Below are 23,857 nucleotides of genomic sequence, written 5' to 3'. Positions count from 1 at the left end.
GCCTGGGCGAGATCGCCGCCATACGAGACGATCCGCTTGACGCGCGAGGATTTGCCCGACTTGGCGACAACGACCTCGTCGCCGGGCGCAACCGAGCCGGAAGCGACCGTGCCGGCAAAGCCGCGAAAGTCGAGATTGGGACGATTGACATACTGGACCGGGAAACGGAACGGCAGTTCGACCATCGCTTGGTCGACCGACACGGTTTCGAGATGCTCGATCAGCGTTGGGCCGGAATACCATTCCATGCTTTCCGACCGACGGCTGACATTATCGCCATAACGGGCCGACATCGGGATCGGCACAATGGTCTGGAAGCCGAGATCGCGCGAGAATTGCCCGTAGTCTTCGACGATCCGGTCGAAAACCGTCTGATCGAAATCGACAAGATCGATCTTGTTGACGGCCAGCACGACGTGGCGGATGCCGAGCAGCGAGGCGATGATCGAATGTCGCCTTGTCTGGCGAAGCACACCCTGCCGGGCATCGATCAGCACGATCGCCAGGTCGGCGGTCGAGGCGCCGGTGGCCATGTTGCGGGTGTATTGCTCGTGACCAGGTGTGTCGGCGACGATGAATTTGCGCTTCGGCGTGGCAAAGAAACGGTAGGCGACGTCGATCGTGATGCCTTGCTCACGCTCGGCCTCGAGGCCGTCGACCAGCAGTGCGAAATCGATGTCGTCGCCCGTCGTGCCATGCTTGCGCGAATCGCGTTCGAGCGCGGCGAGCTGGTCCTCGAAAATCTGCTTGGTGTCGGACAGCAGGCGCCCGATCAGCGTCGACTTGCCGTCATCGACCGAGCCGCAGGTCAGGAAGCGCAGCAGCGACTTCTTCTCCTGCGCCGCCAGATAGTCGCGAACGCCGTCGGTGGGGGCGAGGCTCTTTGCCATGATGTGGCGCATGGTCAAAAGTACCCCTCGCGCTTCTTCTTTTCCATCGAGCCGGCTTCATCGCGGTCGATCAGGCGCCCCTGCCGTTCGGATGTCCGTGCCGTCAGCATTTCGCCGACGATGGCTTCCAGCGTGTCGGCCTCCGATTCGATGGCGCCAGTCAGCGGATAGCAGCCAAGCGTGCGGAACCGCACGAGCCGGTTCTCCACTGTCTCGTCGGGGCGGAGTTTCATGCGCTCGTCGTCCCGCAGGATCAGCATGCCGTCGCGTTCCACCACCGGCCGTTCCTTGGCGAAATAGAGCGGCACGATCGGGATACTTTCCTGCAGGATGTACTGCCAGATATCCAGCTCGGTCCAGTTCGACAGCGGAAAGACGCGGATCGATTCACCCGATGCGATGCGGGTGTTGAATATCTTCCACATTTCGGGGCGCTGGTTCTTCGGATCCCACACATGCTGGGCATTGCGGAAGGAAAAGATGCGCTCCTTGGCGCGCGATTTCTCCTCGTCGCGACGTGCGCCGCCAAAGGCCGCGTCGAAGCCGTATTTGTCGAGCGCCTGGCGCAGCGCCACGGTCTTCATGACATGGGTGTGGGTGTTCGAACCATGGTCGAACGGATTGATGTTGTCGCGCACGCCGTCTTCGTTGACATGAACCAGGAGATCGAAGCCGAGTTTCTGCGCCATCTGATCGCGAAAGGCGATCATCTCGCGGAACTTCCACGTCGTGTCGACGTGAAGAAAGGGAAATGGCGGCTTGGCGGGATAAAACGCCTTCATCGCCAGATGCATCAACACGGATGAATCCTTGCCGACCGAATAGAGCATGACCGGCTTGGCAAAGGCGGCCGCAACCTCGCGGAATATATGGATGGACTCGGCCTCAAGCCGCTGAAGATGCGTAAGCGCTGTTGTCATGGACCGTGGGCGTTCTTTCGTATTTCCAACAGAAGACCTGCCTCAAATCATCGAGCTTTTGCGCCCGGTTCGAGCCTTGTTTCTGGACAATCTTCCTCGTGCCGGCGTTCTAGCAGATCGCCGTTGTCAAGAACAATGCAAGACTGGCCCGGCCGCACATGGTTCGAGAATGAATTTTCCACAGATACCATCAAACCCGGAAATTCCTGCCCGCAAGCTCAACAACCGAGAAAACGCGGGGAAAATATTGCTTGAATGGCCGGCTACGGCTTTCAAGCGACTTCCCTTGGCCGACCGTCGCCTGCCGCCGATTTTCGGTGGCAATCCACCAGATACACTATCGAAAACGGGGGGCGGCCGCTATACCAGCTTCGGCAGCGGGCAAGCGCGTTATGAGGCATGGGCAATTTCGAGGCGAGCGCATTCAACTTCGCTAAACAAGATCCGCCGCATGACACTTGCCGAAAACAGCGAGCCCGAAAATTGAACCGGCTTTCATCCCTCACACAGCAATTCTCGCCTTCGCGGATCAACAACTACTTCTCCATCCTTTGCTTCTTTTTTCCACCGGTTCTGGGGTCGGTGGTCAGCTTTGTGTTCAATTGCGGAGGCCTTTCGTCCGCCCTGCTGATTGCTTTAGGGAAAAGGCGCTTCAACGCCGACCGGCCCATGATCTGGATGACGGTCGCGATCTATGCCTACTGCGCCGCCAATCTCCTGGCGTCCATCGTCAACAACTCGTTTGTCCGGGATGCGCCGCATCTTATCCCGCTCGTCACCTTCCTGTTTTTTCCCGTGTCCTATTCGACCTGGAGCAACACGCAGAAAACCACGCTTGCCCGCATCGTCGTGCTTTCCAGCATGGCCGCCTGCTTTGTCGCGCTGCTCATGGCCGTCATCCAGCAATATTGGATTGGCGTCAGGGCGGAGGGGGGAGCCGGAAATCCGATCGTCTTCGCAACCGTCGTCTGCCTTGCCGTGGTGACGTGTGTGGCTGGCGCCTTGTCCAGTATTGAGCAAGCCCGGACACCCCTCTTCTACGCGACACTGGCCGGGACGATCGCCGTCATCTATTCCGGCTCGCGTACCATCTGGCTGGCACTGCTGATTGCCGGCATAGCCGTCATGTTGATCAACCGGCACAGGCTCAGGGGCAGGAATGCCGTTCGCCTGCTGCTGCTGCTGGCGGCAGTCGGCGTCGTGATCGCCGCTTCCAGCTTCCAGGCGATATCCGGGCGGGTCGACTTTTTGCGCTCCGATTGGGGTGCGCTTGGAGCTAGCGGCAACTACGACACCTCGTTGGGAATACGTGTTGCGCTTTGGGAGATCGGCCTCAAAGCATTCCATGACATGCCACTGTTCGGGCACGGTGTGGGTGCAACCCAGCTTCTGATCAAACAGGGCTTTCATGAGCAGTTCGCGATGGACACAGGCTTCAACCATTTCCACAACGGCTTCCTGACCGCCTTGGTGCAAGCAGGAATTCTGGGCGCCGTGACGCTGGCAGCGATCTTTATCGTTGCCGCTGGAAATGCCGCCCGGGTCTTGCGAAGCAGCAGCGATCCGAACGAGCGGTTCGGCGCCACCATGATTGTCGTCGTGGTGATCACCTATCTGACGGCCGGAATGACAGGCATCCTGGTCGGCCATGACATTCTGGACTCGGTGCTGATGGTCTTCCTGGTGAGCGGAACATATCTCGCCTCCGGACGTCATGTTCCTTTGCTGGACGAACCGGCACTTGCACCAGTCACGCAAGACCTGTCTCGGGCAAGGCCATGAAGGTTCTGGTCACGGGCGCGACAGGTTTCATCGGGCGTCTTGTCGTGCGCCACTTACGCGAAGCCGGTGCCGAGCTTCGCCTCGCCTCCCGCCATCCCGAGAGGCTTGGTTCGGAGAACGAGACTGTGCCGATGCCCGGCTTCGATGCGCCGGCCGCCGCCTTCCTGGAACTGACCCGGCATATGACTGACGTCGTCCATTGCGCTGGCCTCAACAATGATCGGGGAAATGCAACCGAAGCCGATTACCAGGCGGCCAATGTGGAACTGAGCGCAAGGCTGGCGCATGCAGCGGCGGCCCAGATAAGCGGACGTTTCATTCATCTCTCCTCGATCCGGGCGGTGATCGGCGCGCACGTCAGCGCAACGATCGACGAGGACACGCTTCCTGCCCCACAATGCGCCTATGGACGCTCGAAGCGCGAAAGCGAGATCACGGTTTTGGACGCCTATGCGTCGCATGGCCGCTCCGACGCCGCCGTGTTGCGCCTGCCTCCGGTCTATGGAAGTGGCATGAGGGGAAATCTGGCAACGCTGATGCGCCTTGCCGATACGCCGCTGCCGCTGCCGACTGGTGCCTTGACCGGAATCCGTTCGCTGATGTCTTCCGAGGCCGCGGTGCGAGCAGTGTCGCACCTGCTCAGCCATTCCGGGCTGCTTCGCCCGATCTATGTCGGCGCCGATGTGCCGCCGGTCGCCCTCGACGCCGTCATCGCCGTCTTTCGCAGAGGTTTGGGGCGGCCTGTGCGCCTGATGGCGATGCCGGCCGGGCTGATACGGCCGGTGGTGGCCGCACTCGGCAGGCGGGCGTTCTGGGACAGCCTGACCGCGACACAAATATGCGACCCCGCCCTGCTGGTATCGCAGGGGTGGACGCCCGAAGCCGGCACGCTTGAGCGGCTGGCCGAGCTGGCGCGGCTCAGCAGATCCTGACTTTCTTGCTTGACCATGATCTTTTCATGGTCTGCTCAGCGGTAGAGCGTTCCAAACAGGATCCGAAGATCGAGCCAGAACGACGCGGTGCGGAGGTAGGCAGCATCCGTTTGCGCCAAGAGCTCCGGGTTAGACATGTCGATGCCCCTGATCTGGGCCAGGCCGGTTATGCCCGGCAGCGCCGCCAAAACCCCCAGCCGCCTGCGACACTCGATCAATTCCGTCTGGGTCGGCAGGCAGGGCCGCGGCCCGACCAGGCTCATTTCCCCCTTCAAGACGTTCCAGAATTGCGGCAGCTCATCGAGCTTGAACTTCCGCAAGACCTTTCCAACCGATGTCACGGAATCCGCCGGCGCCTCATGCGAGGGTAGCGACGGCGTCCCGACATACATCGTGCGCAACTTGTGGCAGCGGAAAAGCCGACCGTCACGGCCGACCCGCACCTGTGAAAAAATAGCCGGGCCCGGCGACGATGCCCGAACGGCAAGGACGGTGAGCGCCAAGACAGGAGATGTCGCCACCAGCAGCAGAGCCGCACCGGCAAGATCGAAGATTTGCTTGGCTGCCTTCATGAACGGCCGATAGTGCTCCCTGCCGAAGTCCCGAGGCAATGCCGCAGGCCAATGCCGTCAATCCGGTCGACGTAGCATGAGCCGATCTCTTGACCAAGCGCGCCACGCAGCCGTCGCAATGTTCAGATGCGCCCCAGGACGAAGGCGAGATAGAGCCCCAGGTTTCCGGAAACGGTCTGCCGATAGACGCCGCTTCGGCGCAAGCCTGCCAAGCGGCGGAAAAGGCCGCCGTCGCGCCCGCGGGTGAAAAGGTCGAGGCACACCATCGCGTCCTCGGTCAGGAGGTCGCGATTGACGGCAAGACCGTCAAGGTTGAGGTCCGTCCAGCCGGCGAATTCCCCCTTAAACAGGCGGCCAAGCCGGGACACCCTTGCTTTCCAGGATACGTTGGCGCCGACCAGGTTTGCCGCATGCTGCCGGTAGCGCACCAGCGGCCGCGGATCGTAGCGGACGATGCCGCCGGCGGCGGTCACGATGAGATAGGCCCACCAGTCGTGGCTGACGAACCCGGTCCGCATGCAGGCCCTGGCCAGCAGGTTGCGTGCCGCTGCGTTGAGCAGGATGGTGTTGCCGCCGGCGATGCTTTGCACAAGCGCGTTGCGAAAGGTTGGCGGCCGGGCAAACAAAGGCGAATGGCCGACAAGGCTTCCTGTTTCCGTCATGGTCGCGGTTCGCGAACAAAACATCAGCGGGATTTTCGCATCCTGGGTCCGCATCCAGTCGATAGCGCTCTCCAGCCTGTCGGGCTCCCAGATATCGTCCTGGTCGCAGAAGGCATAGCAGTCCGCCTCGATGCGTCGATCGACGATCATGGAGCGGAAATTGGCGGCGAAGCCTTGCCGCGGCCCCTCGACGAGCGTCATTCGACACTTGGGCCGCCAGCGGGATTTCCATGCCTCGATGATGGCGGTCGTGCCATCGACGGAGCCATCGTCGGATATCCACAGGTCGACCAGAGGGTGCGACTGCTCGAGCAGGGACTGCAGCTGCTCCTCGATGAAGGCGGCGCCGTCTTTCGTGCCCATCAGGACCGCGATGCGCAGATCATCTTTGCTCACGAGCAAGATCGCTTTCTGATTCTGATTGGATCTATCTCTTTGATTTGGCGCAATTCCCAAAGGTAAGCGCCGTGCGCTTTTCCCGGAATTGTTCTAGGTCGCCTGCCCGGCCGTCTTCGGAATCGCGTCTTGACGTGCACTTGCCCTGGCCTTCTTGGCGCGGTCGAGACCTGCCAATGCGGCGAGCGCGGCAGCCTTGTCCTGGTTTTTCGCCGACTGCTGCAGCGCCGTGAGCGCGACCTGGACATCCGACCATTCCACGACGTCCGTGCTGAGGCCGAAAATCTTCGAGATGCCGAGTTCGACGAGTTCCTCGTCTTCGCCATGCAGCGTTTCGTGGAGTTTTTCACCCGGCCTTATGCCGGTGAACCGGATCGCGACGTCCTTGTATGGGCTCTTTCCGGACAAGCGGATCATCGTTTCGGCCACTTCAAGGATCGGTACCGGCTTGCCCATGTCGAGCATATAGACGGCATAATCGTCTCCGCTCTGCCGCGACGCGGCATCGGCCGCCGACATGATGACGAGATCGACGGCTTCGGCCACGGTCATGAAATAGCGTGTCATGCGCCGGTCGGTGATGGTGACGGGCCCTCCGGCCTCGATCTGCGCCTGGAATATGGTCGCCACCGAACCATTGCTGCCGAAGACGTTGCCGAACCGCACTGCAATGAACTTGGTGGCCGGGCGACGCCCGCTTGTCTCGCCTGCCGGCGTGCCATGCAAGGCGCTGATGATCTGTTCGGCGGCCCGCTTCGTCATGCCGAGCACTGACGAGGGATCCACCGCCTTGTCGCTCGATATCAGGACAAATTGCGCAACCCCGCACTTGGCGGCGACCTCGGCACAGACGAGCGTTCCGAAGATATTGGTCTGGATGGCCGAATCCCAGTTTTCCTCGAGCAGCGGAACATGCTTGAGGGCCGCGGCATGAAAGATGATGTCCGGCCGGAATTCCGTGACGACACGCGTTATCTGGCGCCGGTCCGCGACATCGACGATGCGGACCTTGAGGCGGTCGTGGTCCTTCTCGTCAACATACTGGCTCAGCTGGAAAATGCCGAACTCGGAGTTGTCGGCGACCAGCACCGCCTCGGCTCCGAGTTCCAGCGACCGCCTGACCAGCGTCTGACCGATAGAACCGGCACCGCCGGTCACCAGAACGCGTTTGCCGCCGACAAAGGCGCCGATACGCTGGATATCGGACGCGACCGTCGGCCGGCGCAGGATCGTTTCCATCTCGACGGTGTCGAGAACCAGCTTTCCGTGCTGTTCCAACTCCGAAAGGCCTGAGAACTGCACCACATTTATGTCGCCGTGCCGGGCAATGCGCACAAGTTCCGAATAGTCCTCGATTTCGTGCTCGGCGCCGCTGCCGAAAATCAGCAAGTCCAGGCTCTTGGTGCCGGTCGCATAGTCTTCCAGGACATCGATCAGGCGCGGCATTGTCGCCACCACGGGAACACCTTGAATCCGCGTGCCCAACGGTGCGCCGCGCTCGGTGGCCATGATGCCTGCGATGGAATAGTCCGCCGGTTGCGCCGTGCGCGTGAAGCGAATGATCAGGTCGGCCTCGCCGAGCCGGCCGACAAACAGAGCGCGCTTGGCCTGCTGGTCGGTCTTGCGGCTCAGAATCCCCCAGCTCGCGCCGTCACGCAGGAAGCGGTAGAACAGCCGGGGTGCCGATATGATGGTGAAGGAGACGAGGAAGAAGACGATGAACTGACGCTCGTTGAGCCCCGCCACCGGCCGGTAAAAACGCAGCAGCAGCGACGCCATGTAAAGAGTGAACGTCAAAATCGCGCAGCTCTTCAGGATGTTGAAAAAGTCCGGCGTCGAGGCGAAGCGCCAGACAGTGGTGTAAAGGCCACTGTAGCGGAACAACAAATGGCTGATGACGACGATGCCCGCCCATGTCGCCAGACCCTCGTTGGAGAACGCTTCGAACGAAAGATTCGACCGCGAAAGAATAAGGCTGAGTGCCACGGCGACCAGGACCATGACCACGTCCTGGACCATGATGAAGGCGCGCCGCATCTGTGGCCTGAGCCCGAACACAGCTTCTAGATGGGAATTCATTGGACGGCACTAGACTCCAGGCTCAAGGGCATCGACACCAGCGAAGTGCGAACACGAAGATACTTCGCGATCAATCACCTTACCCACGTGCCATCCCCGACCCCCGCCGTCCTGTATCGCATACTGCGGGTGCGAGGGCATAGCCAGAGGTTTTTTCGGACAAGAGCGTGAATACGAGTAAGCTTGACGCCCTGTTACTGGATCGGTGGAGTCCGATCGGTGCGTTGCGATTTGGACACTGCCGCCGCGTCAGCGTTGTTTCGGTTTTGCCGCAATTGACTCTGCTCTCGACCTCGCTACGACGCAACTGGTCGAAATGGCTATGAAGGCCAAGTTTGCGGGTCGAGTGCGTGCAGAGGACAAAGCTACCAGAGGTGGGGCGCGGGCGCGCCACATTATAGTCATAACATGTCGCGACATGATGGCACGCTGGCCATTTCCATACTGGGACGGCCTTCAGAGACGTAATGACTCGGTTGCAGCTTCCAAAACCGGCGTAGAGTACAGGCAAGGCTCATGATCGCAGAAGCCAGCTCTGTGGCTTGCCCATCCATGGGATACAATTATGGCTGTTGCCGCGACGACAATGAAGAGTTCGAAGTTAAAGCGAGAAAGCCAGGGCGAGCGCACCTGCTTGATGGTTCTTGGCATGCATCGGTCCGGCACCAGCGCGTTGGCCGGCGTGCTTCAACTGCTGGGTGTTGCTCCACCAAAGAACTTGATTCCCGCCGACGAAAGCAACCGGACAGGTTATTGGGAACCATTGCATCTGGCCCTGCTGAACGAGCAGCTCTTGCTCGAACTTGGTAGCCGGTGGGACGATTGGAGGCCGGTCCGGGTCGAGGAACTGTCGGCAAGCCGGTTAAGATTCTACCACGACGAGATCGCTCGCCTACTCGATGGCGAATATGGCGGCATGCCAACGATCGTGCTCAAGGAGCCGCGGATTTCGCGCATTGTGCCGATCTATCAGCAACTGCTTACATCGCTCAGGTACAAGACTGACTATGTAACGATCACTCGCAATCCACTGTCGGTCGCCAAATCGCTGGCAAAGCGCGACGGAATGGATCTGGGATTCGCCTCCCTCGTTTGGCTGAACTACGTTCTGGCCTCCGAGAGAAGCACTAGGAATTCACCTCGTGTCTTCTTGTCGTACGAGTCGATGGTTCGAGATTTCGGGCCTGCCCTGGAGAAGATCTCAGAACGATTTTCGATCGAATGGCCGCGCAAGATTAGCTCTGTCGAGAAAGAAATTGCAGCTTATCTGTCGACTGATCACCAGCACCATCTGGCGAGCGTCGACTTGCTCATGGCTAATGATGGCGTGCCGGATCTGGTCAAGCGAGCCTATGTTGCCATGCTCGACCTCGAGGAAGACGCGTCTTCGCCAGCAGCGACCGCCGAACTCGATGCAATCTATGACGAATTTGAGGACAGTTGGCTGCCGGCTGGCCAAGTCATGTTTGCCGAATTGCTGGCGCGTGAGACCAAGGCGCGCCTCGCGCCGACAACCGATTACGCCGCCACAGAGTTAAGACTGGTCGGCAATGTCCGGGCGCTGATGTCTCAAGTCGATCAACTTAGCGCGGAACGCGATGCGTTGAAATCAAAGATCGTAGCGATGGTTGAGGACCAGAACCCAATGGAAGGGCAGGCGGTCGAGGGTGAGATAAGAGCAGAGCGACTGAAGTCAAGCGAGTTGGCCACCGAGTTGGCCACAAGGATCGGTGAGATTGCGAGCTTGAATGCCGAACTCTCAACGCGCTCGGCGCAACTCGCAGATTCGAGACAGGAAATCGCAAGGTATGTCAGCCAGATGTCAGCTCTCCAGGCAGATTTGAGATCGCTCACCGAGCAGTACGACAGCCGGGGCCTGGACGTTTCGACCCTGAGGGACCAAGCAGAACAACTGCGATTGGAGATCGCCGCCAAGTCAAGCGAGTTGGCCACGAGAATCGATGAGATCGCGAGCTTGAATGCCGAGCTCTCAACGCGCTCGGCACAACTCACAGATGCGAGACAGGAAATCGCAAAGCATGTCAGCCAGATGTCAGCTCTCCAAGCGGATTTAGGATCGCTCACCGAGCAGTACGACAAGCAGGGCCTTGACGTTTCGGCCCTGAGAGGCCAATTGGCGGCCGTGACGGAAAGCCTTCAGGCAGCGGCGCGCGAGCTAACGCTTATCCACGAGAGCAAATCGTGGAAAGTTGCGAAAGCATTGTCAAAGCTTGCTTTGCCGATCCGAAAGATTGGCGCAGACACACGAGGCACGGATAAGTGAGCGCAAAACAGAAGACATCAGCAGATATCTACGTTTTCGATGTCGACCCGAATTCGGACACGGCTGCGGCAAATGTGTTGCGGTTAGTCGGCAGGGATAAGGATGTCCTCGAAATCGGCGCCGGACCGGGGTCGATCGCCAAGCCACTGATAGCTCTGAACGGCTGTCGGGTTACCGCGCTCGAATATGATCCGAACTGCATTCCGATCCTGAAGAGCTTTTGCGTCGACGCGGTCCAGGGCGATCTCAACACGCCAGGATGGGGCGAGGTCTTCGGTGAGCGACGCTTCGATGCCGTCGTCATCGCGGATGTGCTCGAGCATCTGGTCAATCCCTGGGAGACATTGAGGGAGGTCACCCGCTATCTGCGGCCTGGCGGCAGCGTGGTCTCGTCGATCCCCAACGCCAATCATGCCGCAATGATGGCGATGATGCTTGATGACAATGTCGACTACCGGGACTGGGGCCTTCTCGATCGCACACATATCCGCTTCTTTGGCGCCAAGAACCTTCAGCACCTCTTCCGCCAAGCCAATCTGAAGATCGTCGACGCGCTCTTTGTCGTGCGGACGCCCGAGATGACAGAGTTCGCCGAGAACTGGAAGAAAACGCCCGAACAAGTCCGGGCAGCTTTGGAACTCGGCGCCTATTCGCAGATCTATCAGACGGTCGTGAAGGCAGAACTGGCGAACTCGCCGAAGAATGAGTTTGTCCTGCTCGATCGCGCGCCCCCGAAAATCGGCAAGCCTGTTTCGAATTTGCCGTTTGTCCCGCCGCCACACTATTCGCCACAGCAGCGACCGACGTTCAGAACGATGGTTGGCCGCATGCTCGGCCCGACCGGCCGTCGCATCGTGAAGTCGATCCTGAGCATGCGATAATGGCGCTGCGTTATGTTGCCTACTATCTGCCGCAGTTCCATCCGTTCCCCGAGAACGATGAATGGTGGGGCAAAGGGTTCACCGAATGGACCAACGTTGCGAAGGCGGAGCCGCTCTACGATGGCCATAATCAACCGCGCTATCCGACCGATTTCGGCTACTACGACCTTCGCGTCCTGGACACCATCCGCGATCAGGCCGAGGTCGCTAGGGAGCACGGGATCGACGCTTTCTGCTTTCACTACTACTGGTTCGACGGCCACCGGCTGATGGAGAAGCCGGTCGATGCTTTCCTGACCGACAAGAGCATCGACATGGGCTTCTGCCTGTGCTGGGCGAACGAAAACTGGACCCGCCGATGGGACGCCGCCGAGCACGAGGTTCTAATCGCGCAGACCTATGGTCCGGATTGGGAGTTGCGCTTCATCGAAAGCCTCTTTCCCTATTTCAAGGATCCCCGCTATCTGCGGGTCGATGGCAAGCCGTTGCTGGTCGTCTACCGGCCGCAGCATCTTCCTGACGCCAAGGCCGCAGGTAAGCGCTGGCGGGAGCATTGCCGCAAGATGGGTATCGGCGAAATTCACATCGTGAACGCGCTCGTTCACGGCAATAACGACTACGAGCAGTATGAGTTCGACGCAGGCGTCGAGTTCCCGCCGCACAACATGAAATTCCATGGTGTGAAGGAGATCGTGCCGACCTATAAGCCATTCGAAGGCTACCCGGTCGAATATGCCAACGTTGCGCGCGATTTCCTATCGAGGGACCATAGCCGCAAGCGGATCTATCGAACCGTTTTCCCCGATTGGGACAATACGGCCCGGGTAAAGAATCGCTCATTGATCGTTCTTGGCTCCACCGTTGCAAATTATGAGCGCTGGCTGCGGGGATCGAGTTCGCTGACGCGCGCCAATCGCGCGGAAGGCGATCAACTGGTCTTCATCAATGCTTGGAACGAATGGGCCGAGGGATGCTATCTCGAACCAGACCGGAGACACGGCCGGGGGTTCCTGGAGGCCACGCTTCGCGTGAAAAATGGCATGTCGATGGTTGACGATATTTACGACGTTGCGCCGGAACGCGTGCGGTTCGAACTCAGGCAGCAATTAGCGGCGATCCCCGAGGAAGCCAGGGACGCCGAAATCGCAAAGCTCCGTGCCGCAAAAATCCGGGAAGTCGCTGACCTCGATGGCAAGGTGACTTTGCTCAAGCAGGAAGCCAGCCGCTTGCAGTCCGGGAATGAAACCGCTCCTGAGCCGCAGCGCGAAATCACGGAAACTGCGGCGAGAAGCATTCAAAAGGCGCGGGACGCCCAAGCGGTTGAGCAACCTCAGCCGAAGCTGACGACGACGAGCCCGGCGGTCCTGACGATGCCTGAACCCGGTTCGATCAAGGTGCCCCTGAAGTTCAGGGTGGCGCACCGGCTTTACGACAGGCCAATGATGTTCAAGGCCGTCCGCTTTGCCTATCGTGCCGCGAAACGCGTGGTTAATCCGTCCTCTGCAACCGAGCCGGCGCAAAAAAAAAAAAGTAATCGCTGATCTCCCGGACCAGGTTGCGATGGCCTCTAGTCGTCACCAGTTGGAAGGGCACGATGTCCAGGAGGTTTCGCTCGAATCCATTGGCAGGGTGGCGTCGAGCAAACAAGAAATGCTCACTTCGAACGAGGATTGCATTTGGACCGCGTTCTCTCCCTGCAACGTCGAGGCTGAACTAGCTCCGCGACTGCACGTCGCGAAAGGCGTGGTCAATGGCGACGAATTCGCTCGCATGCTGAAGACGGTTCCCTATGAGGCAGCGCCATTGCGGTTCGGTCGGTTTCACAATTGTGTGGCGCATCCGATCGCCGTGGCTCTCGTCACCCGGAACAACCAGGTCATCGCCGAAACGATGCGCATCTACCGCTATGTCAGGTCGCAAGTGACAGAGCTTGAATATTTGGTGGAAGACGATGCAGGCGCGCATCTGAAGGCTGAAACAGCGACCGAGATCGATGCGGACGTGATCATTCCCATGCACTACTCCCAAGCGTTCGGCCATGTGGTCTTTGATATGGTTCCACAATTGTTGGCGTTTCGTGATGAGATCATTGCTGAGCGGTTGCGTGTTGTCCTGTCGACGAAAGCGCCAAAATGGTTGATCAGGATGCTGTCGGTCTGGGGCTTCCTTCCACACCATTTTCTTATCCTCGACGCGGCCAGCACCGCTGTCTACAAGTTCCGTTCGGCCATTGTCTCCAATGCTCTGACCACGTTCACCACGTTCTTCCCGCATCCGGAAACAGCCGATCTGATGTCGCGAACGCTCGTGCTTCCCCCGGCGGTTCAAGACTATCGTGCCAGACGGATATATCTCGGGCGTTCAAGCGAAACCACAAATTCCGGTAGGACGATAGCCAACGAAGCCGCGCTTCAGGCTGCGCTGGTCAAGCGTGGTTTCAAGGTCATCGATCCGGCCGTGCTGGCTTATTCGGACCAGATCGACCTTTTCACAGATGCCGAAATTATCGTCGGAGCGCATGGGTCCGCCTTTGCCAACCTGATATGGTCGAAGGCGGGAACGGTGGTTTTCGACTTGATGCCCGACGCCTGGATCAATTTCTGGGGTGCCGGCGGCGGAGTAGTCGAATTATGGATCAGCCGTATCTGTGCCCTGAAGAAGTTCGACTACAATGTCATATTATGTGACTCTAATGGATCATCTGAAACGTGGCAGCCAAAGACCTATGCCATGCAGTCCACGGTTGACGTTGAAGTGGCCATGGACCACATCGATCAGGCGATAAAAGAGCTACACAAGGCCACCCGATGATTAGTCAGCGCGATTTTCAGGTCTTGTCCAATCTTGTTCGCAGGGACGTGAGCAGCAGGTTCAAGGGTTCGTTTTTCGGGATTGGTTGGGCGCTGTTAACGCCGTTGCTCACCCTTTCCGTTTTCACCCTGATGTTTGGCTCCGTGTTCGGCGTCAAATGGGCCGCCGCAGGTGCCAACCAGAACCACTCCGTCGGATTCTTTGCGCTTGCCCTGTTTTGTGGCCTCATGTTTTTCAACTTCTATGCCGAGGTTCTGTCCAAATCGACGGGGGCTATATTGAACAACGCGACCTTCGTGAAAAAGATCGTCTTTCCGATCGAAATTCTGCCGGCGGTGGTCACCGGTTCCGCGATGGTGCAACTCGGAATCAGTCTGGCCGTGCTGCTGGTCTTTACCCTGATCATAACCGGAAGCCTGTCGCTCTATATCTTGCTCGCTCCCCTTACGATTGTTCCTTTCGTCCTGCTGGTGCAGGGAATTGCGTGGGTCTTGGCCTCTCTGGGGGTCTATTTTCGCGACATCAGCCAGATGATCGGTCCGGTTCTGACGGCGTCCATGTTTCTCTCGCCCATGTTCACGCCCCGAACATCGATGCCGGAATGGCTTCGGCCCTGGGTGGTTTTAAACCCGCTGACGGTGCCGATCGAAAATTTCCGTGCCGTCGTCCTCATGGATACCCTGCCTTCATGGTGGGCGCTGGCCGCCTATTTCTGCGTTGCCTTGATCGTCGCGCTGCTAGGCAGGCTGTTCTTCGAGAAGACACGAGGGGGATTTGCCGATGTCATCTGAGCGCGATAGCCGGCCCTTTGCGATCAAGGTTCGCAACGTCACCAAGCGATACACGATGTTCGAGCGGCCGGAAGACCGCTTCAAGCAGATGATCGTGCCGCGATTGGAACGTTTAGTGGGCATGCAACCCCGCCGCTATTACAAGGACTTCGCGGCTCTCAACGACATCTCCTTCGAACTCGGCCACGGCCAAGTGATTGGCATCATTGGCCGTAATGGATCGGGAAAATCCACGCTGCTGCAAGTGATCTGCGGAACGCTTCCACCGACCAGCGGTACGGTTGAAGTCAACGGCCGGATCGCGGCCTTGCTTGAACTCGGTGCCGGCTTCAATCGCGAATTCACCGGGCGTGAGAATGTCCACCTCAATGCCTCCATTCTCGGCGTCCCACGGGAGGAGATGGCCTGGCGTTTCGAGCAGATCGAAAGATTTGCGGAGATCGGCGACTTCATCGATCAGCCCGTCAAGACCTATTCGTCCGGCATGTATATGCGACTTGCCTTCGCTACCGCGATCAATGTCGATCCCGACATCCTGGTCGTCGACGAAGCGCTTGGGGTGGGCGATGAGGCGTTCCAGCGCAAATGCATGGCCCGCATCGAGCAGATCAAGGACGCCGGAGCTACTATCCTGTTTACCTCGCATGGCGCCCAGACGATCATTCAATTGTGTACCAGCGCAATTCTCATCGATGGCGGCGAGAAGATATTGGAGGGCACACCCAAGCGGGTGGCCAGCCAATATCAGCGGCTTGTCAATCTTCGTGGCGAAGAGGCCAGACAAGTGCGTGAAGAGATCAAGACGCTTGCCGGCACTAGCGATTCGGACGGCCCGCCGGTGATTGGCAATCATGCACCAGCGACGAAGTTGCCGACGCAGAGACCCGAACAGTCGGAGATCGTTGATGATGGTTTTTGGGACCCTGCGCTTACCAGCCAGACCATCACGCCCTATGAAGAGACTGGTGGGCGCATTGCCGACGTGCGGATTGTCAACACCGGTGGGGAAATGGTCAACGTGCTGACCCAAGGCTGTGTCTACGCGGTGCAATATACCTTCACTGCAACCACGGACGTCGACGATCTCGCGTTTGGCACCCTGTTCAAATCCCCTTACGGTGTGGAACTGTGTGGGGGAAATACTGATCGGGTGCCGGATCTTCGGCTGAAGAGCTTAGGGGTAGGCGAGTCTGTGCAGGTCAACTTTGAGTTTAAGTGCCTGCTACGGGCCGGAGTTTATTTCATCAACGTTGGAGCGATGGGGAATGCAAATTTTGAAAGACAATACCTTCATCGCATACTTGATGCCGTGATCTTCAAGGTTATGCCGGCCCCGGATGAGATTGACTACGGCTTCTTCAGCCTGGGAATGACCTTCAAGTTGACCCCCGCTGATTTGACCTCGGACACGCCCCTAGTTCGCAAGATTGCAGCCGCCTGAATTTGTTCCGCATCCATTCGGGGCACCGTTCGATGACCAACGATCAAAGACTTCCAAGCGCTTATCATCGCACGGACGCCATCGCCCGAGCGATGGAGTCAGGCGACCATCGCCAGATCATCGGTGGAATGTGGGATGAAATCGGCCGCTTGCAATTCGACTTGCTGGTCGATAATGGCCTGCAGCCCCGTCACAGGCTGATTGACCTTGGCTGCGGCAGTTTCCGGGGCGGGGTCCACTTCGCCAATTATCTTGACGCGGGTAATTATTTCGGCGCGGACATAAATGCTAGCATCATGGACGCCGGATACGACAGGGAACTGGCGCCGTTGGGACTGGCCAACAAAGTGCCGCGGGCCAATCTGCTGGTGACCGGTGATTTTGACGTTGGCAAATTGGGTACCACGTTCGACTACGCCTTGGCCTTGTCGCTGTTCACGCACCTGCCAATCAACCTCATTCGAACTTGCCTTGAGAAGCTTCGGCCGACAATGGCGACTGACGGTAGGTTGTTCGCGACTTTTTTTGTGTGTGATGATGGCCTGCCATTGTGGCGGCCTATCTCACATCCGAGAGGCGGCATAACCACTTACGGTGACGCGGACCCGTATCATTATAAGGTCGCCGACATTGAGTTTATGGCGGGATCGACAGGCTGGCACATCGAAAGAGAAGTTCGCTTCGATCATCCTCGAAGCCAGCGCTGCTTCGTGCTAGCCACGGCGTGACGCACGCCGTGCCCCGTATTCGGCAACCGCCGCAGTACCATCTCTATGGGTTTGATACGCTGACGCCCGCCATCGGACCGCCCAGCCGTAGAGTTGCTGATCGATCTCGGTCAACGTCGCCAACAGGTCCAGGGTCGATGACGGCAGTTCTTCTCGCATCGTTCGGACCGGCGCTGCGTTGATCCGGAAAACGTTCGACGATGTATCGCCAAGCGCGGCGAAGATTGCGGCGTTGTCGGCCTCGAAATTCTCCACCAGCCCAACGTAATCGAAGCGAGCTAGGTTGGCTTTGGCCCGATCGAGGAGCTCGTCCGGCGGCAACCCGCCTGGCTCGATATCGCTCTTGCCGACCAACGAGGCGCCCCAGCCCGACGCCAGTTGGCATGCTTGATGATTCCACATGTGCGAAGCGAACTTGGAGTCAGCCGTCTCTCCTGCCCGAAAGAACATTTCAGCATCGTTGTCATGTGCCAACGTATTGATTTCATACTCATCTCTCGTCGCGCCACGACAGTAGCTGTAATATGAAAGCAGCCGTTCAACGGGATCCCGGAGGAAGGTAAAGCTGTAACGTCCCGTCATGAAGCGTTCAGCGTAATCGAAACCGAAATGGCCGGATACCATCATCAAGGGTTCGAGTTGTTCCGGTGTGCGGCTGAGATAATCGCCGTGCATGCAGCAATTTTCTCGACCATACAGCTCGGATGCCTTTGCAAGTATGGACGTCCCGGCGGTCTTCTGAATATGAAGGAATAGAGCAGGTATCATGCAGGTATCACATCCAGATAACGGAAAAGTGAAAACCTACTTGCGCTGACAGCGTCGCAGAGTCAATTGGGCTGTCGCCTTTCGAAAAGATGCGATCTTCCGACTTATAGGAGCGGGCGCGCGGGGGGCAGACGAGACCAACCCAGTCACCCGCTCGGCCATCGCTTCCATATCAGGAACTCTTTCCGCATCCGTCGAACGGCCGGTGCCTTGCCGCGATATTGAGCGCCGTTTCACGAACGATTTTGACCGACTTCCAATAGTCGTCATACTCGTCCCGATTGTCAGCTTTGAATGTCTTCAAGATATCATCATAGGCGTCCTGCAGAACCGTGCTCTCGGGGTTGAGATTGGTAACGACGACCAACCCGGTCGGCGCGCAGTCCGTGACAGTCACGGATAGATCGGGACGATACTTCAGCAGGGTGGGAACTACCTTCCATACGTCACCTGCCCACCACCCTGGAAAGTTGTTGTCAGCAGGTTCGATCGCCGTTTTCATATCCCTGGTGGTCATCTTGTAGCCGGGAGGGAGACAGTCGTGCAGCAGAATGATTGAGCCTTCCGCGCACTCTCTTTCGGTGTTGATGAAGTCGCGCAGGAGGAACTCGAACAGATGCATGCCGTCTAGAAAGGCCAAATCTACAGGCTTGCCCAAAATCTTGCTCGGACGCGTTTTCTTGAAAAAATCGTCGCTGGTCTGCTGATAGAGAAAGCAGCGGGGCTTGGAGCCAATGATGTTCTTTGCACAGACAAAGTAGGGATCGACCGCTACCGTTTCACACTTGGCCAGCTCAAGAGTATTTCCAAACTGGACTCCAACTTCGAAATAGGATCGCGGCCTTAGGGCCGAGTGGATATCGGCGATCGTCTCTAGGTAGCTTTTCCCGACGACATCTGGTCCGTGGTTGGCATCCTTCATTCGCAAGTACTCCAGGCGAGTCGATATTGATCTGTGTGGTTGCCGCTCGTATCATCGTGGCCTGACACTGCAATCAGATGACTTTGGCAAGGTCCTACAAACGGGCCGTCAGCCGCTCAACCACCTCGTCGCACGCGGTGTACCAAGATCTGCACCGCCAGCCGAACGTAGCGGCCATTTTACCGCAGTTGAGGCGTGAATTCGCAGGACGTTTCGCCTTCGTCGGATAGTCTGACGTCGAAATGCCGCGCACCGCAGCGTACGGCCTGCCCCTTTCCAGACTCGTTACGAAGACGCGCTGTGCAAACTCGGCCCAATTTGTGTCGCCGTCGCCCGCCACATGGTAGACGCCCCACTCCGCAAACTTCAGGTCCGCCTTGAGGTGCCGCGCCATATGAAAGATGCCGTCGGCGATATCAAGTGCCGATGTTGGATTTCCCCACTGATCGGCCACAACCGAAATCTCGTCGCGGTCAGCGGCCAGCCGCAGCATGGTTTTCACGAAATTCTTGCCGAACGGGCTGTAGACCCATGCCGTGCGCAGGATCAGATGGCGCGGATTGGCCGATGCAACCGCCTGTTCGCCGGCAAGCTTGGAGGCGCCATAGACGCTGCGCGGTGCAGTGGCGTCGGTCTCGACATAGGCGCCATGGGCGGTGCCGTCGAAGACATAGTCGGTCGATAGATGGATGACGGGAACGCCAAGCAGCGCCGCCGCTTGCGCCACCTTGCCGGCGCCGACGGCGTTCACCGCGAATGCCAGATCGGGCTCGTCCTCGGCCTGATCCACCGCCGTGTAGGCGGCAGCCGACACGACGATATCCGGCTTCACGGCCGCGATGGCTTCGATCACCGTGTCGGGTCTTGCAAGGTCGAGTTGCGGACGGCCAATGGCGATGACCTCAACGCCGGCGGCCGCCTGGGCGGCCTCCAGGAGGCTTGCCGCGACCTGCCCGTCGCGTCCGGTGACAACCAGCCTCACGCCGCCCCCTTGCGTGCTTCGCCCAGCCGTTCACCGGCGTAGCGCTGCTCGCGGATCGGTCCCCACCACCATTTGTTGTCGAGAAACCAGTCGACGGTCTTGGCGAGGCCGCTGTCGAAATTCTCATTGGGCGTCCAGCCCAGGTCCCGGCCTATCTTCGAGGCGTCAATGGCATAGCGGCGATCGTGACCGGGGCGGTCGGTGACGAAGGAAATCAGGTCGCGATAGCTCTTGCCCCCTGCCCGCGGCCGCCTGCTGTCGAGCAGATCGCAGATCGTCTCGACGACGCCAAGGTTCGTCCGCTCGGAATTGCCGCCGACATTGTAGCTTTCGCCGGACAGTCCCCTGGTCGCGACAAGTTCCAGCGCGCGTGCGTGATCCTCGACGAACAGCCAGTCGCGCACATTGGCGCCGGCGCCATAGACCGGCAGCGGCTTTTCGTCGAGCGCATTGAGGATGACCAGCGGGATCAGCTTTTCGGGAAAGTGATAGGGTCCGTAGTTGTTCGAGCAATTGGAAAGCACGACCGGCAGGCCATAGGTTTCGTGCCAGGCCCGCACCAGATGGTCCGAGGCCGCTTTCGAGGCGGAGTAGGGCGAGGATGGCGCGTAGGGCGTTTCCTCGACGAACATGCCGCCATCGAACGGAAGATCGCCAAACACCTCATCGGTCGAGACATGATGGAAGCGGAAATGGCTCTTCCTGTCCTCGGGCAGGCCGCGCCAGTACTCCAGCGCGGCATTGAGCATCTTGTAGGTGCCGACGATGTTGGTCTCGATAAAAGTGCCCGGCCCATCGATCGAGCGGTCGACATGGCTCTCGGCGGCAAGGTTCATGACGATGTCGATATCGTCGCGCCGGAGGATGTCGAGCACGGCCCTTTCGTCGCAGATATCGGCCTGCGCGAAGCGATAATTGTGTGCGTTCTCGATCGGCCGCAGCGAGGCCAGGTTTCCCGCATAGGTCAGCTTGTCGAGATTGGTCACCCGATAGGCCGGGTTGGCGCATAGATGCCGGCATACCGCCGAACCGATAAAGCCAGCACCGCCCGTCACCAGAAAATTCATGCCGCTGTCCTCAAATAACCCATCAGGCGAACACCTCGGCGGCAGCCAGCAGCGGCGCCTTCAGGTCCTTGTCCGAGAGCTGGAACCCGCCGGTCAATGACGGCCATTCGATGCCGATGGCGGGATCGTCGAAACGGATCGACCGGTCATGCGCCTGCGAATAGGTATCGGTCACCTTATACAGGACCTCGGTGTCGGGCACGAGCGTCACGAAGCCGTGCGCGAAGCCTTTCGGCACCAGAATCTGGTTGCCCTTTTCGGCCGACACTTCGAGAGCGACCCATTTTCCGAAAGTTTTGGAGCTGCGGCGAATGTCGACCGCAACGTCGAGAATGCTGCCCCGGATGACGCGCAGCAGCTTGTCCTGGGCGCGCGGCGCAAGCTGATAATGAAGCCCTCGCAAGACGCCCGCCGCGGCGGAATAAGAATGATTGTCCTGCACGAAAGCCAAGTCTATGCCGGCCTGCGAAAAGCGCTCGGCATTGTAGGTTTCGACGAAGAAGCCGCGCGCGTCGCCATGTCGCTTCGGAACGATTTCCAGAACGCCATCGATGCCAAGGGGCCTGACTTCCAGCACCTAGGCCTCCGACAGGTCGACGACACGCCGGCGCAGATAGGCGGCATATTCGTTCTTGCCCAGGTGATCGGCGCGACGCAGAACCTGGTCCACAGTCAGCCAACCCTGTTCAAAGGCTATCTCTTCGGGACAGGCGACCTTGATGCCCTGGCGGTGCTCGATGGTGCGCACGAAGGACGAGGCCTCATGCAGGCTGTCATGGGTGCCGGTGTCGAGCCAGGCATAGCCGCGCCCCAACCGATGCACATGCAACTGGCCGCGCTCAAGGTAGACGTTGTTGACCGCCGTGATCTCGAGCTCACCGCGCGCCGAGGGACGGATGGCAGGGGCGATGTCGACGACATCGTTGTCATAGAAGTAGAGACCGGTGACCGCCCAGTTGGATTTCGGCACCTGCGGCTTTTCCTCGATCGTCAGCGCCGTTCCCGTGGCCTTGTCGAAGGAAACCACGCCATAACGCTGGGGATCCTCGACATGATAGGCGAACACCGAAGCGCCCTTTTCGCGCGAGGCAGCGTCGCGGCAAAGCTGCGACAGCCCATCGCCGAAATAGATGTTGTCGCCGAGGATCATCGACACGTTGTCCTTGCCGATAAAATTGCGGCCGATGATGAAGGCTTCCGCCAGCCCGTTGGGCTGCGGCTGCTCGGCATAGGACAGGTCGAGCCCGAACTCCGATCCATCGCCAAGCAGATCGCGAAAAACCGGCAGGTCACGCGGCGTCGAAATGATCAGAATCTCTCGGATACCCGCGAGCATCAGAACGCTCAGCGGATAATAGATCATCGGCTTGTCGTATATCGGCAGAATTTGCTTAGAGACTGCTAATGTTAGTGGATAAAGACGCGTTCCACTGCCTCCAGCAAGGATAATTCCTTTCAAGAAGCTCTCCTTGACATGCCTGAACCCCCCGGCCCTAGCCGCCCGTGCTTAGGTTCCATGCACTGGCTTGTCAATCTCGGCGTTCGTCAAATGACTGGGTCACGATCCGGCGCCAATCCATGGCCAATTCAGGCGACGCATTGCTATCGTCTTGCCAGGGCCGGCCTGACGGGAACAAGCAGATTGTCATCATGGGCGGCGGTCGACTCGCCTCTCTGGCTCAGCCGCTCAGCAAGTCCCTTGTGAAAGATAACGCCATTCATATAGGCGAAGGTCATCGCCAGTGCCGCCGTTCGCAAGGGATAATCGACCAGAGAATGAACGAGCAGAAACGATACTGAGAGAAACGCCATTTTCTGCAGCGGATCTCGCCGTGCCGTAACGGAAAACGCAAAAAGCAATATCGCGTAAGCTGCGACCAGAAAGACAACAGGAGCGCCACCTTCAAGTGCCAATTCCAGATAATCATTGTGGGCGTGATTGACGTAGGGCTTGAAGATCATCTCTCCCTTTTCGTAAATCTGATAGACCTTCGGAAAACTCCCAAAGCCGACGCCCGTCGCCCAGTTCTCTTCAATTCCCGCGATCGTCGTGCGGGCAAATTCGGCCCGTCCAAAGGCCGGGTCAACCACTTCCGCATCGATCTTCGTCCACGCCCCCGATCGTGTAGAGTGAAAGCCCGATGAAGACAGCGGGTATTCCATACCCGCCCAGCCTCGAGCGCGCGGACAGAAAGACGACTGATACCATGGTGATCGCCAGCCCTATCAGAATACCGGCGCGCGAACCGGCGGCCAGAAGCAACAGCAGCAGCGTTATCAAGCCGAGCGACCCGGACAGAAGGTGCCCGCGAAACAGGCCGTAGTAGACAACGAAGGGGATGGAGACGAAGAGCAAAGCTGAAAAATGGTTCTGGTTGGCAAACAGTCCCGCATTGATCGTGAACGGCAACAAACCCTGTATGGCAACCGTATCGGAGAGTGAATACTGGATCGCCGCAGCCAATCCGTTACAGATGACACCCATGAAAAAGAAGGGCAGAAGGCCGTAGACCTGATCTGGGCGCAAGCGGGTGACGCTCAGAAAGAATGCAGCCATCGCCACGAAATACAACAGACACTCGATCGTACGTCCCACGCCGACACTGACGAAACGCAGCCCGGTTTCACCGCTCAGCCACGGATTTGCAAGTAGAACCTCAGGCCGCAATCCGCTCAACAGGGCGGCAGGCAGCGGCACGATTTGAAAACAGAACACGGCCCCTTTGAATTCGTCGATCTCCGAGACCAAAGCAAGGGTTTCAGGGGTGATTTGCAGGAAACCGATCTTCATGGCCATACCTAAAAAAATACCCAAAAATACCCAATAGCTCAAGAATCGACCTTACCCAATAAAGCACTCCCGGCGCCTTGTATGGGAAACGCCCAGTCACAAGGCAAACGGATTAGAGAGTGGATTCGACAACAAAATTCAAAAGGTGCATGATGGGT

General features: G+C 58.7%; 23 protein-coding genes. 10 read left to right on the top strand and 13 right to left on the bottom strand.

The window, feature by feature from the left end:
• The coding region (locus EN994_RS00805) for a GTP-binding protein (RefSeq protein WP_164745774.1) at positions 1–902 on the bottom strand (902 nt) is incomplete at its 3' end.
• Positions 903–904: 2 nt separating this feature from the next.
• Positions 905–1,810: a sulfate adenylyltransferase subunit CysD gene (gene cysD, locus EN994_RS00800; protein WP_013532711.1), complete on the bottom strand. Its 906-nt coding sequence runs from the start codon at positions 1,808–1,810 to the stop codon at positions 905–907.
• Here cysD and EN994_RS00795 point away from each other — a divergent pair.
• From EN994_RS00795 to EN994_RS00785, 3 genes are read left to right on the top strand one after another with little or no spacing between them, the layout of a single operon-like run.
• On the top strand, positions 1,809–2,297 hold the full coding sequence (locus EN994_RS00795; RefSeq protein WP_127224166.1) for a hypothetical protein: 489 nt from the start codon (positions 1,809–1,811) through the stop codon (positions 2,295–2,297). The genes cysD and EN994_RS00795 overlap by 2 nt on opposite strands.
• Entirely contained in the window at positions 2,294–3,592 is a 1,299-nt protein-coding gene (locus EN994_RS00790; RefSeq protein WP_013532712.1) for an O-antigen ligase, read from the top strand. The genes EN994_RS00795 and EN994_RS00790 overlap by 4 nt, the downstream gene beginning before the upstream one ends.
• Positions 3,589–4,524, top strand: a complete 936-nt coding sequence (locus EN994_RS00785; RefSeq protein ID WP_013532713.1) for an NAD-dependent epimerase/dehydratase family protein — start codon at positions 3,589–3,591, stop codon at positions 4,522–4,524. The genes EN994_RS00790 and EN994_RS00785 overlap by 4 nt, the downstream gene beginning before the upstream one ends.
• Before the next feature lie 35 nt (positions 4,525–4,559).
• Here EN994_RS00785 and EN994_RS00780 read toward each other — a convergent pair whose 3' ends face one another.
• From EN994_RS00780 to EN994_RS00770, 3 genes are all read right to left on the bottom strand, one after another.
• Positions 4,560–5,096: a sugar transferase gene (locus tag EN994_RS00780; protein ID WP_013532714.1), complete on the bottom strand. Its 537-nt coding sequence runs from the start codon at positions 5,094–5,096 to the stop codon at positions 4,560–4,562.
• Positions 5,097–5,218: 122 nt separating this feature from the next.
• Positions 5,219–6,154: a glycosyltransferase family 2 protein gene (locus EN994_RS00775; protein WP_013532715.1), complete on the bottom strand. Its 936-nt coding sequence runs from the start codon at positions 6,152–6,154 to the stop codon at positions 5,219–5,221.
• A gap of 93 nt (positions 6,155–6,247) precedes the next feature.
• Positions 6,248–8,233, bottom strand: a complete 1,986-nt coding sequence (locus tag EN994_RS00770; RefSeq protein ID WP_063167692.1) for a nucleoside-diphosphate sugar epimerase/dehydratase — start codon at positions 8,231–8,233, stop codon at positions 6,248–6,250.
• A gap of 565 nt (positions 8,234–8,798) precedes the next feature.
• Here EN994_RS00770 and EN994_RS00765 point away from each other — a divergent pair.
• From EN994_RS00765 to EN994_RS00740, 7 genes are all read left to right on the top strand, one after another.
• On the top strand, positions 8,799–10,517 hold the full coding sequence (locus EN994_RS00765) for a sulfotransferase family protein (RefSeq protein WP_013532717.1): 1,719 nt from the start codon (positions 8,799–8,801) through the stop codon (positions 10,515–10,517).
• Entirely contained in the window at positions 10,514–11,398 is an 885-nt protein-coding gene (locus EN994_RS00760; RefSeq protein WP_013532718.1) for a class I SAM-dependent methyltransferase, read from the top strand. Before EN994_RS00765 ends, EN994_RS00760 begins: the two co-directional genes overlap by 4 nt.
• Positions 11,398–12,939, top strand: coding sequence for a glycoside hydrolase family 99-like domain-containing protein (locus EN994_RS35245; protein WP_164745773.1), 1,542 nt, complete (start codon positions 11,398–11,400; stop codon positions 12,937–12,939). Before EN994_RS00760 ends, EN994_RS35245 begins: the two co-directional genes overlap by 1 nt.
• A 109-nt stretch (positions 12,940–13,048) precedes the next feature.
• Positions 13,049–14,209: a glycosyltransferase family 61 protein gene (locus EN994_RS35240; protein WP_206530360.1), complete on the top strand. Its 1,161-nt coding sequence runs from the start codon at positions 13,049–13,051 to the stop codon at positions 14,207–14,209.
• Positions 14,206–15,000 carry an ABC transporter permease gene (locus tag EN994_RS00750; protein ID WP_013532720.1) on the top strand — a complete coding sequence of 265 codons (795 nt, stop codon included), beginning with the start codon at positions 14,206–14,208 and terminating at the stop codon, positions 14,998–15,000. The genes EN994_RS35240 and EN994_RS00750 overlap by 4 nt, the downstream gene beginning before the upstream one ends.
• Positions 14,990–16,441, top strand: a complete 1,452-nt coding sequence (locus tag EN994_RS00745) for an ABC transporter ATP-binding protein (RefSeq protein ID WP_013532721.1) — start codon at positions 14,990–14,992, stop codon at positions 16,439–16,441. Before EN994_RS00750 ends, EN994_RS00745 begins: the two co-directional genes overlap by 11 nt.
• Before the next feature lie 32 nt (positions 16,442–16,473).
• Positions 16,474–17,169: a class I SAM-dependent methyltransferase gene (locus EN994_RS00740; protein WP_013532722.1), complete on the top strand. Its 696-nt coding sequence runs from the start codon at positions 16,474–16,476 to the stop codon at positions 17,167–17,169.
• On the opposite strand, the gene EN994_RS00735 is transcribed toward EN994_RS00740, so the two are convergent.
• The 8 genes from EN994_RS00735 to EN994_RS35850 all read right to left on the bottom strand — a co-directional run bounded on the left by EN994_RS00735 (position 17,155) and on the right by EN994_RS35850 (position 23,741).
• Positions 17,155–17,937 (bottom strand): sulfotransferase family 2 domain-containing protein, encoded by a 783-nt coding sequence (locus tag EN994_RS00735; RefSeq protein WP_064995165.1) that lies wholly within the window; start codon positions 17,935–17,937, stop codon positions 17,155–17,157. The two genes, EN994_RS00740 and EN994_RS00735, sit on opposite strands and share 15 nt — an antisense overlap.
• A 172-nt stretch (positions 17,938–18,109) precedes the next feature.
• Positions 18,110–18,859 (bottom strand): class I SAM-dependent methyltransferase, encoded by a 750-nt coding sequence (locus EN994_RS00730; protein WP_063167689.1) that lies wholly within the window; start codon positions 18,857–18,859, stop codon positions 18,110–18,112.
• A gap of 94 nt (positions 18,860–18,953) precedes the next feature.
• Positions 18,954–19,841, bottom strand: a complete 888-nt coding sequence (gene rfbD / locus EN994_RS00725; protein WP_013532724.1) for a dTDP-4-dehydrorhamnose reductase — start codon at positions 19,839–19,841, stop codon at positions 18,954–18,956.
• The gene (gene rfbB / locus EN994_RS00720; protein WP_013532725.1) at positions 19,838–20,908 is read right to left on the bottom strand and encodes a dTDP-glucose 4,6-dehydratase; all 1,071 of its coding nucleotides are present in this window, start codon (positions 20,906–20,908) and stop codon (positions 19,838–19,840) included. Before rfbB ends, rfbD begins: the two co-directional genes overlap by 4 nt.
• Positions 20,909–20,930: 22 nt before the next feature.
• Positions 20,931–21,485, bottom strand: a complete 555-nt coding sequence (gene rfbC, locus EN994_RS00715) for a dTDP-4-dehydrorhamnose 3,5-epimerase (RefSeq protein ID WP_013532726.1) — start codon at positions 21,483–21,485, stop codon at positions 20,931–20,933.
• Positions 21,486–22,367: a glucose-1-phosphate thymidylyltransferase RfbA gene (gene rfbA / locus EN994_RS00710; RefSeq protein WP_013532727.1), complete on the bottom strand. Its 882-nt coding sequence runs from the start codon at positions 22,365–22,367 to the stop codon at positions 21,486–21,488. It lies immediately after the preceding gene.
• A gap of 143 nt (positions 22,368–22,510) precedes the next feature.
• Complete coding sequence (locus EN994_RS35855; RefSeq protein WP_244514278.1) at positions 22,511–22,999, bottom strand: O-antigen ligase family protein; 489 nt, start codon at positions 22,997–22,999, stop codon at positions 22,511–22,513.
• On the bottom strand, positions 22,992–23,741 hold the full coding sequence (locus EN994_RS35850; RefSeq protein ID WP_244514277.1) for a hypothetical protein: 750 nt from the start codon (positions 23,739–23,741) through the stop codon (positions 22,992–22,994). Before EN994_RS35850 ends, EN994_RS35855 begins: the two co-directional genes overlap by 8 nt.
• Positions 23,742–23,857: the final 116 nt, after the last annotated feature.

The sequence above is a fragment of the Mesorhizobium sp. M7A.F.Ca.CA.002.09.1.1 genome, assembly GCF_003998555.1.
GTDB classification, from domain to species: domain Bacteria; phylum Pseudomonadota; class Alphaproteobacteria; order Rhizobiales; family Rhizobiaceae; genus Mesorhizobium; species Mesorhizobium ciceri.
Note: the sequence above shows the minus strand (reverse complement) of the source record. Positions and strands in the feature narration are given on the sequence as shown.

Coding starts and splice junctions, on each gene's coding strand:
- EN994_RS00770 (WP_063167692.1), bottom strand. CDS start 8,233: ATGAATTCCCATCTAGAAGCTGTGTTCGGGCTCAGGCCACAGATGCGG.
- EN994_RS00745 (WP_013532721.1), top strand. CDS start 14,990: ATGTCATCTGAGCGCGATAGCCGGCCCTTTGCGATCAAGGTTCGCAAC.
- cysD (WP_013532711.1), bottom strand. CDS start 1,810: ATGACAACAGCGCTTACGCATCTTCAGCGGCTTGAGGCCGAGTCCATC.
- EN994_RS35245 (WP_164745773.1), top strand. CDS start 11,398: ATGGCGCTGCGTTATGTTGCCTACTATCTGCCGCAGTTCCATCCGTTC.
- EN994_RS35240 (WP_206530360.1), top strand. CDS start 13,049: ATGCTCACTTCGAACGAGGATTGCATTTGGACCGCGTTCTCTCCCTGC.
- EN994_RS00785 (WP_013532713.1), top strand. CDS start 3,589: ATGAAGGTTCTGGTCACGGGCGCGACAGGTTTCATCGGGCGTCTTGTC.
- EN994_RS00780 (WP_013532714.1), bottom strand. CDS start 5,096: ATGAAGGCAGCCAAGCAAATCTTCGATCTTGCCGGTGCGGCTCTGCTG.
- EN994_RS00750 (WP_013532720.1), top strand. CDS start 14,206: ATGATTAGTCAGCGCGATTTTCAGGTCTTGTCCAATCTTGTTCGCAGG.
- EN994_RS00795 (WP_127224166.1), top strand. CDS start 1,809: ATGGACCGTGGGCGTTCTTTCGTATTTCCAACAGAAGACCTGCCTCAA.
- EN994_RS00730 (WP_063167689.1), bottom strand. CDS start 18,859: ATGAAGGATGCCAACCACGGACCAGATGTCGTCGGGAAAAGCTACCTA.
- EN994_RS00735 (WP_064995165.1), bottom strand. CDS start 17,937: ATGATACCTGCTCTATTCCTTCATATTCAGAAGACCGCCGGGACGTCC.
- EN994_RS00740 (WP_013532722.1), top strand. CDS start 16,474: ATGACCAACGATCAAAGACTTCCAAGCGCTTATCATCGCACGGACGCC.
- rfbB (WP_013532725.1), bottom strand. CDS start 20,908: ATGAATTTTCTGGTGACGGGCGGTGCTGGCTTTATCGGTTCGGCGGTA.
- EN994_RS00765 (WP_013532717.1), top strand. CDS start 8,799: ATGGCTGTTGCCGCGACGACAATGAAGAGTTCGAAGTTAAAGCGAGAA.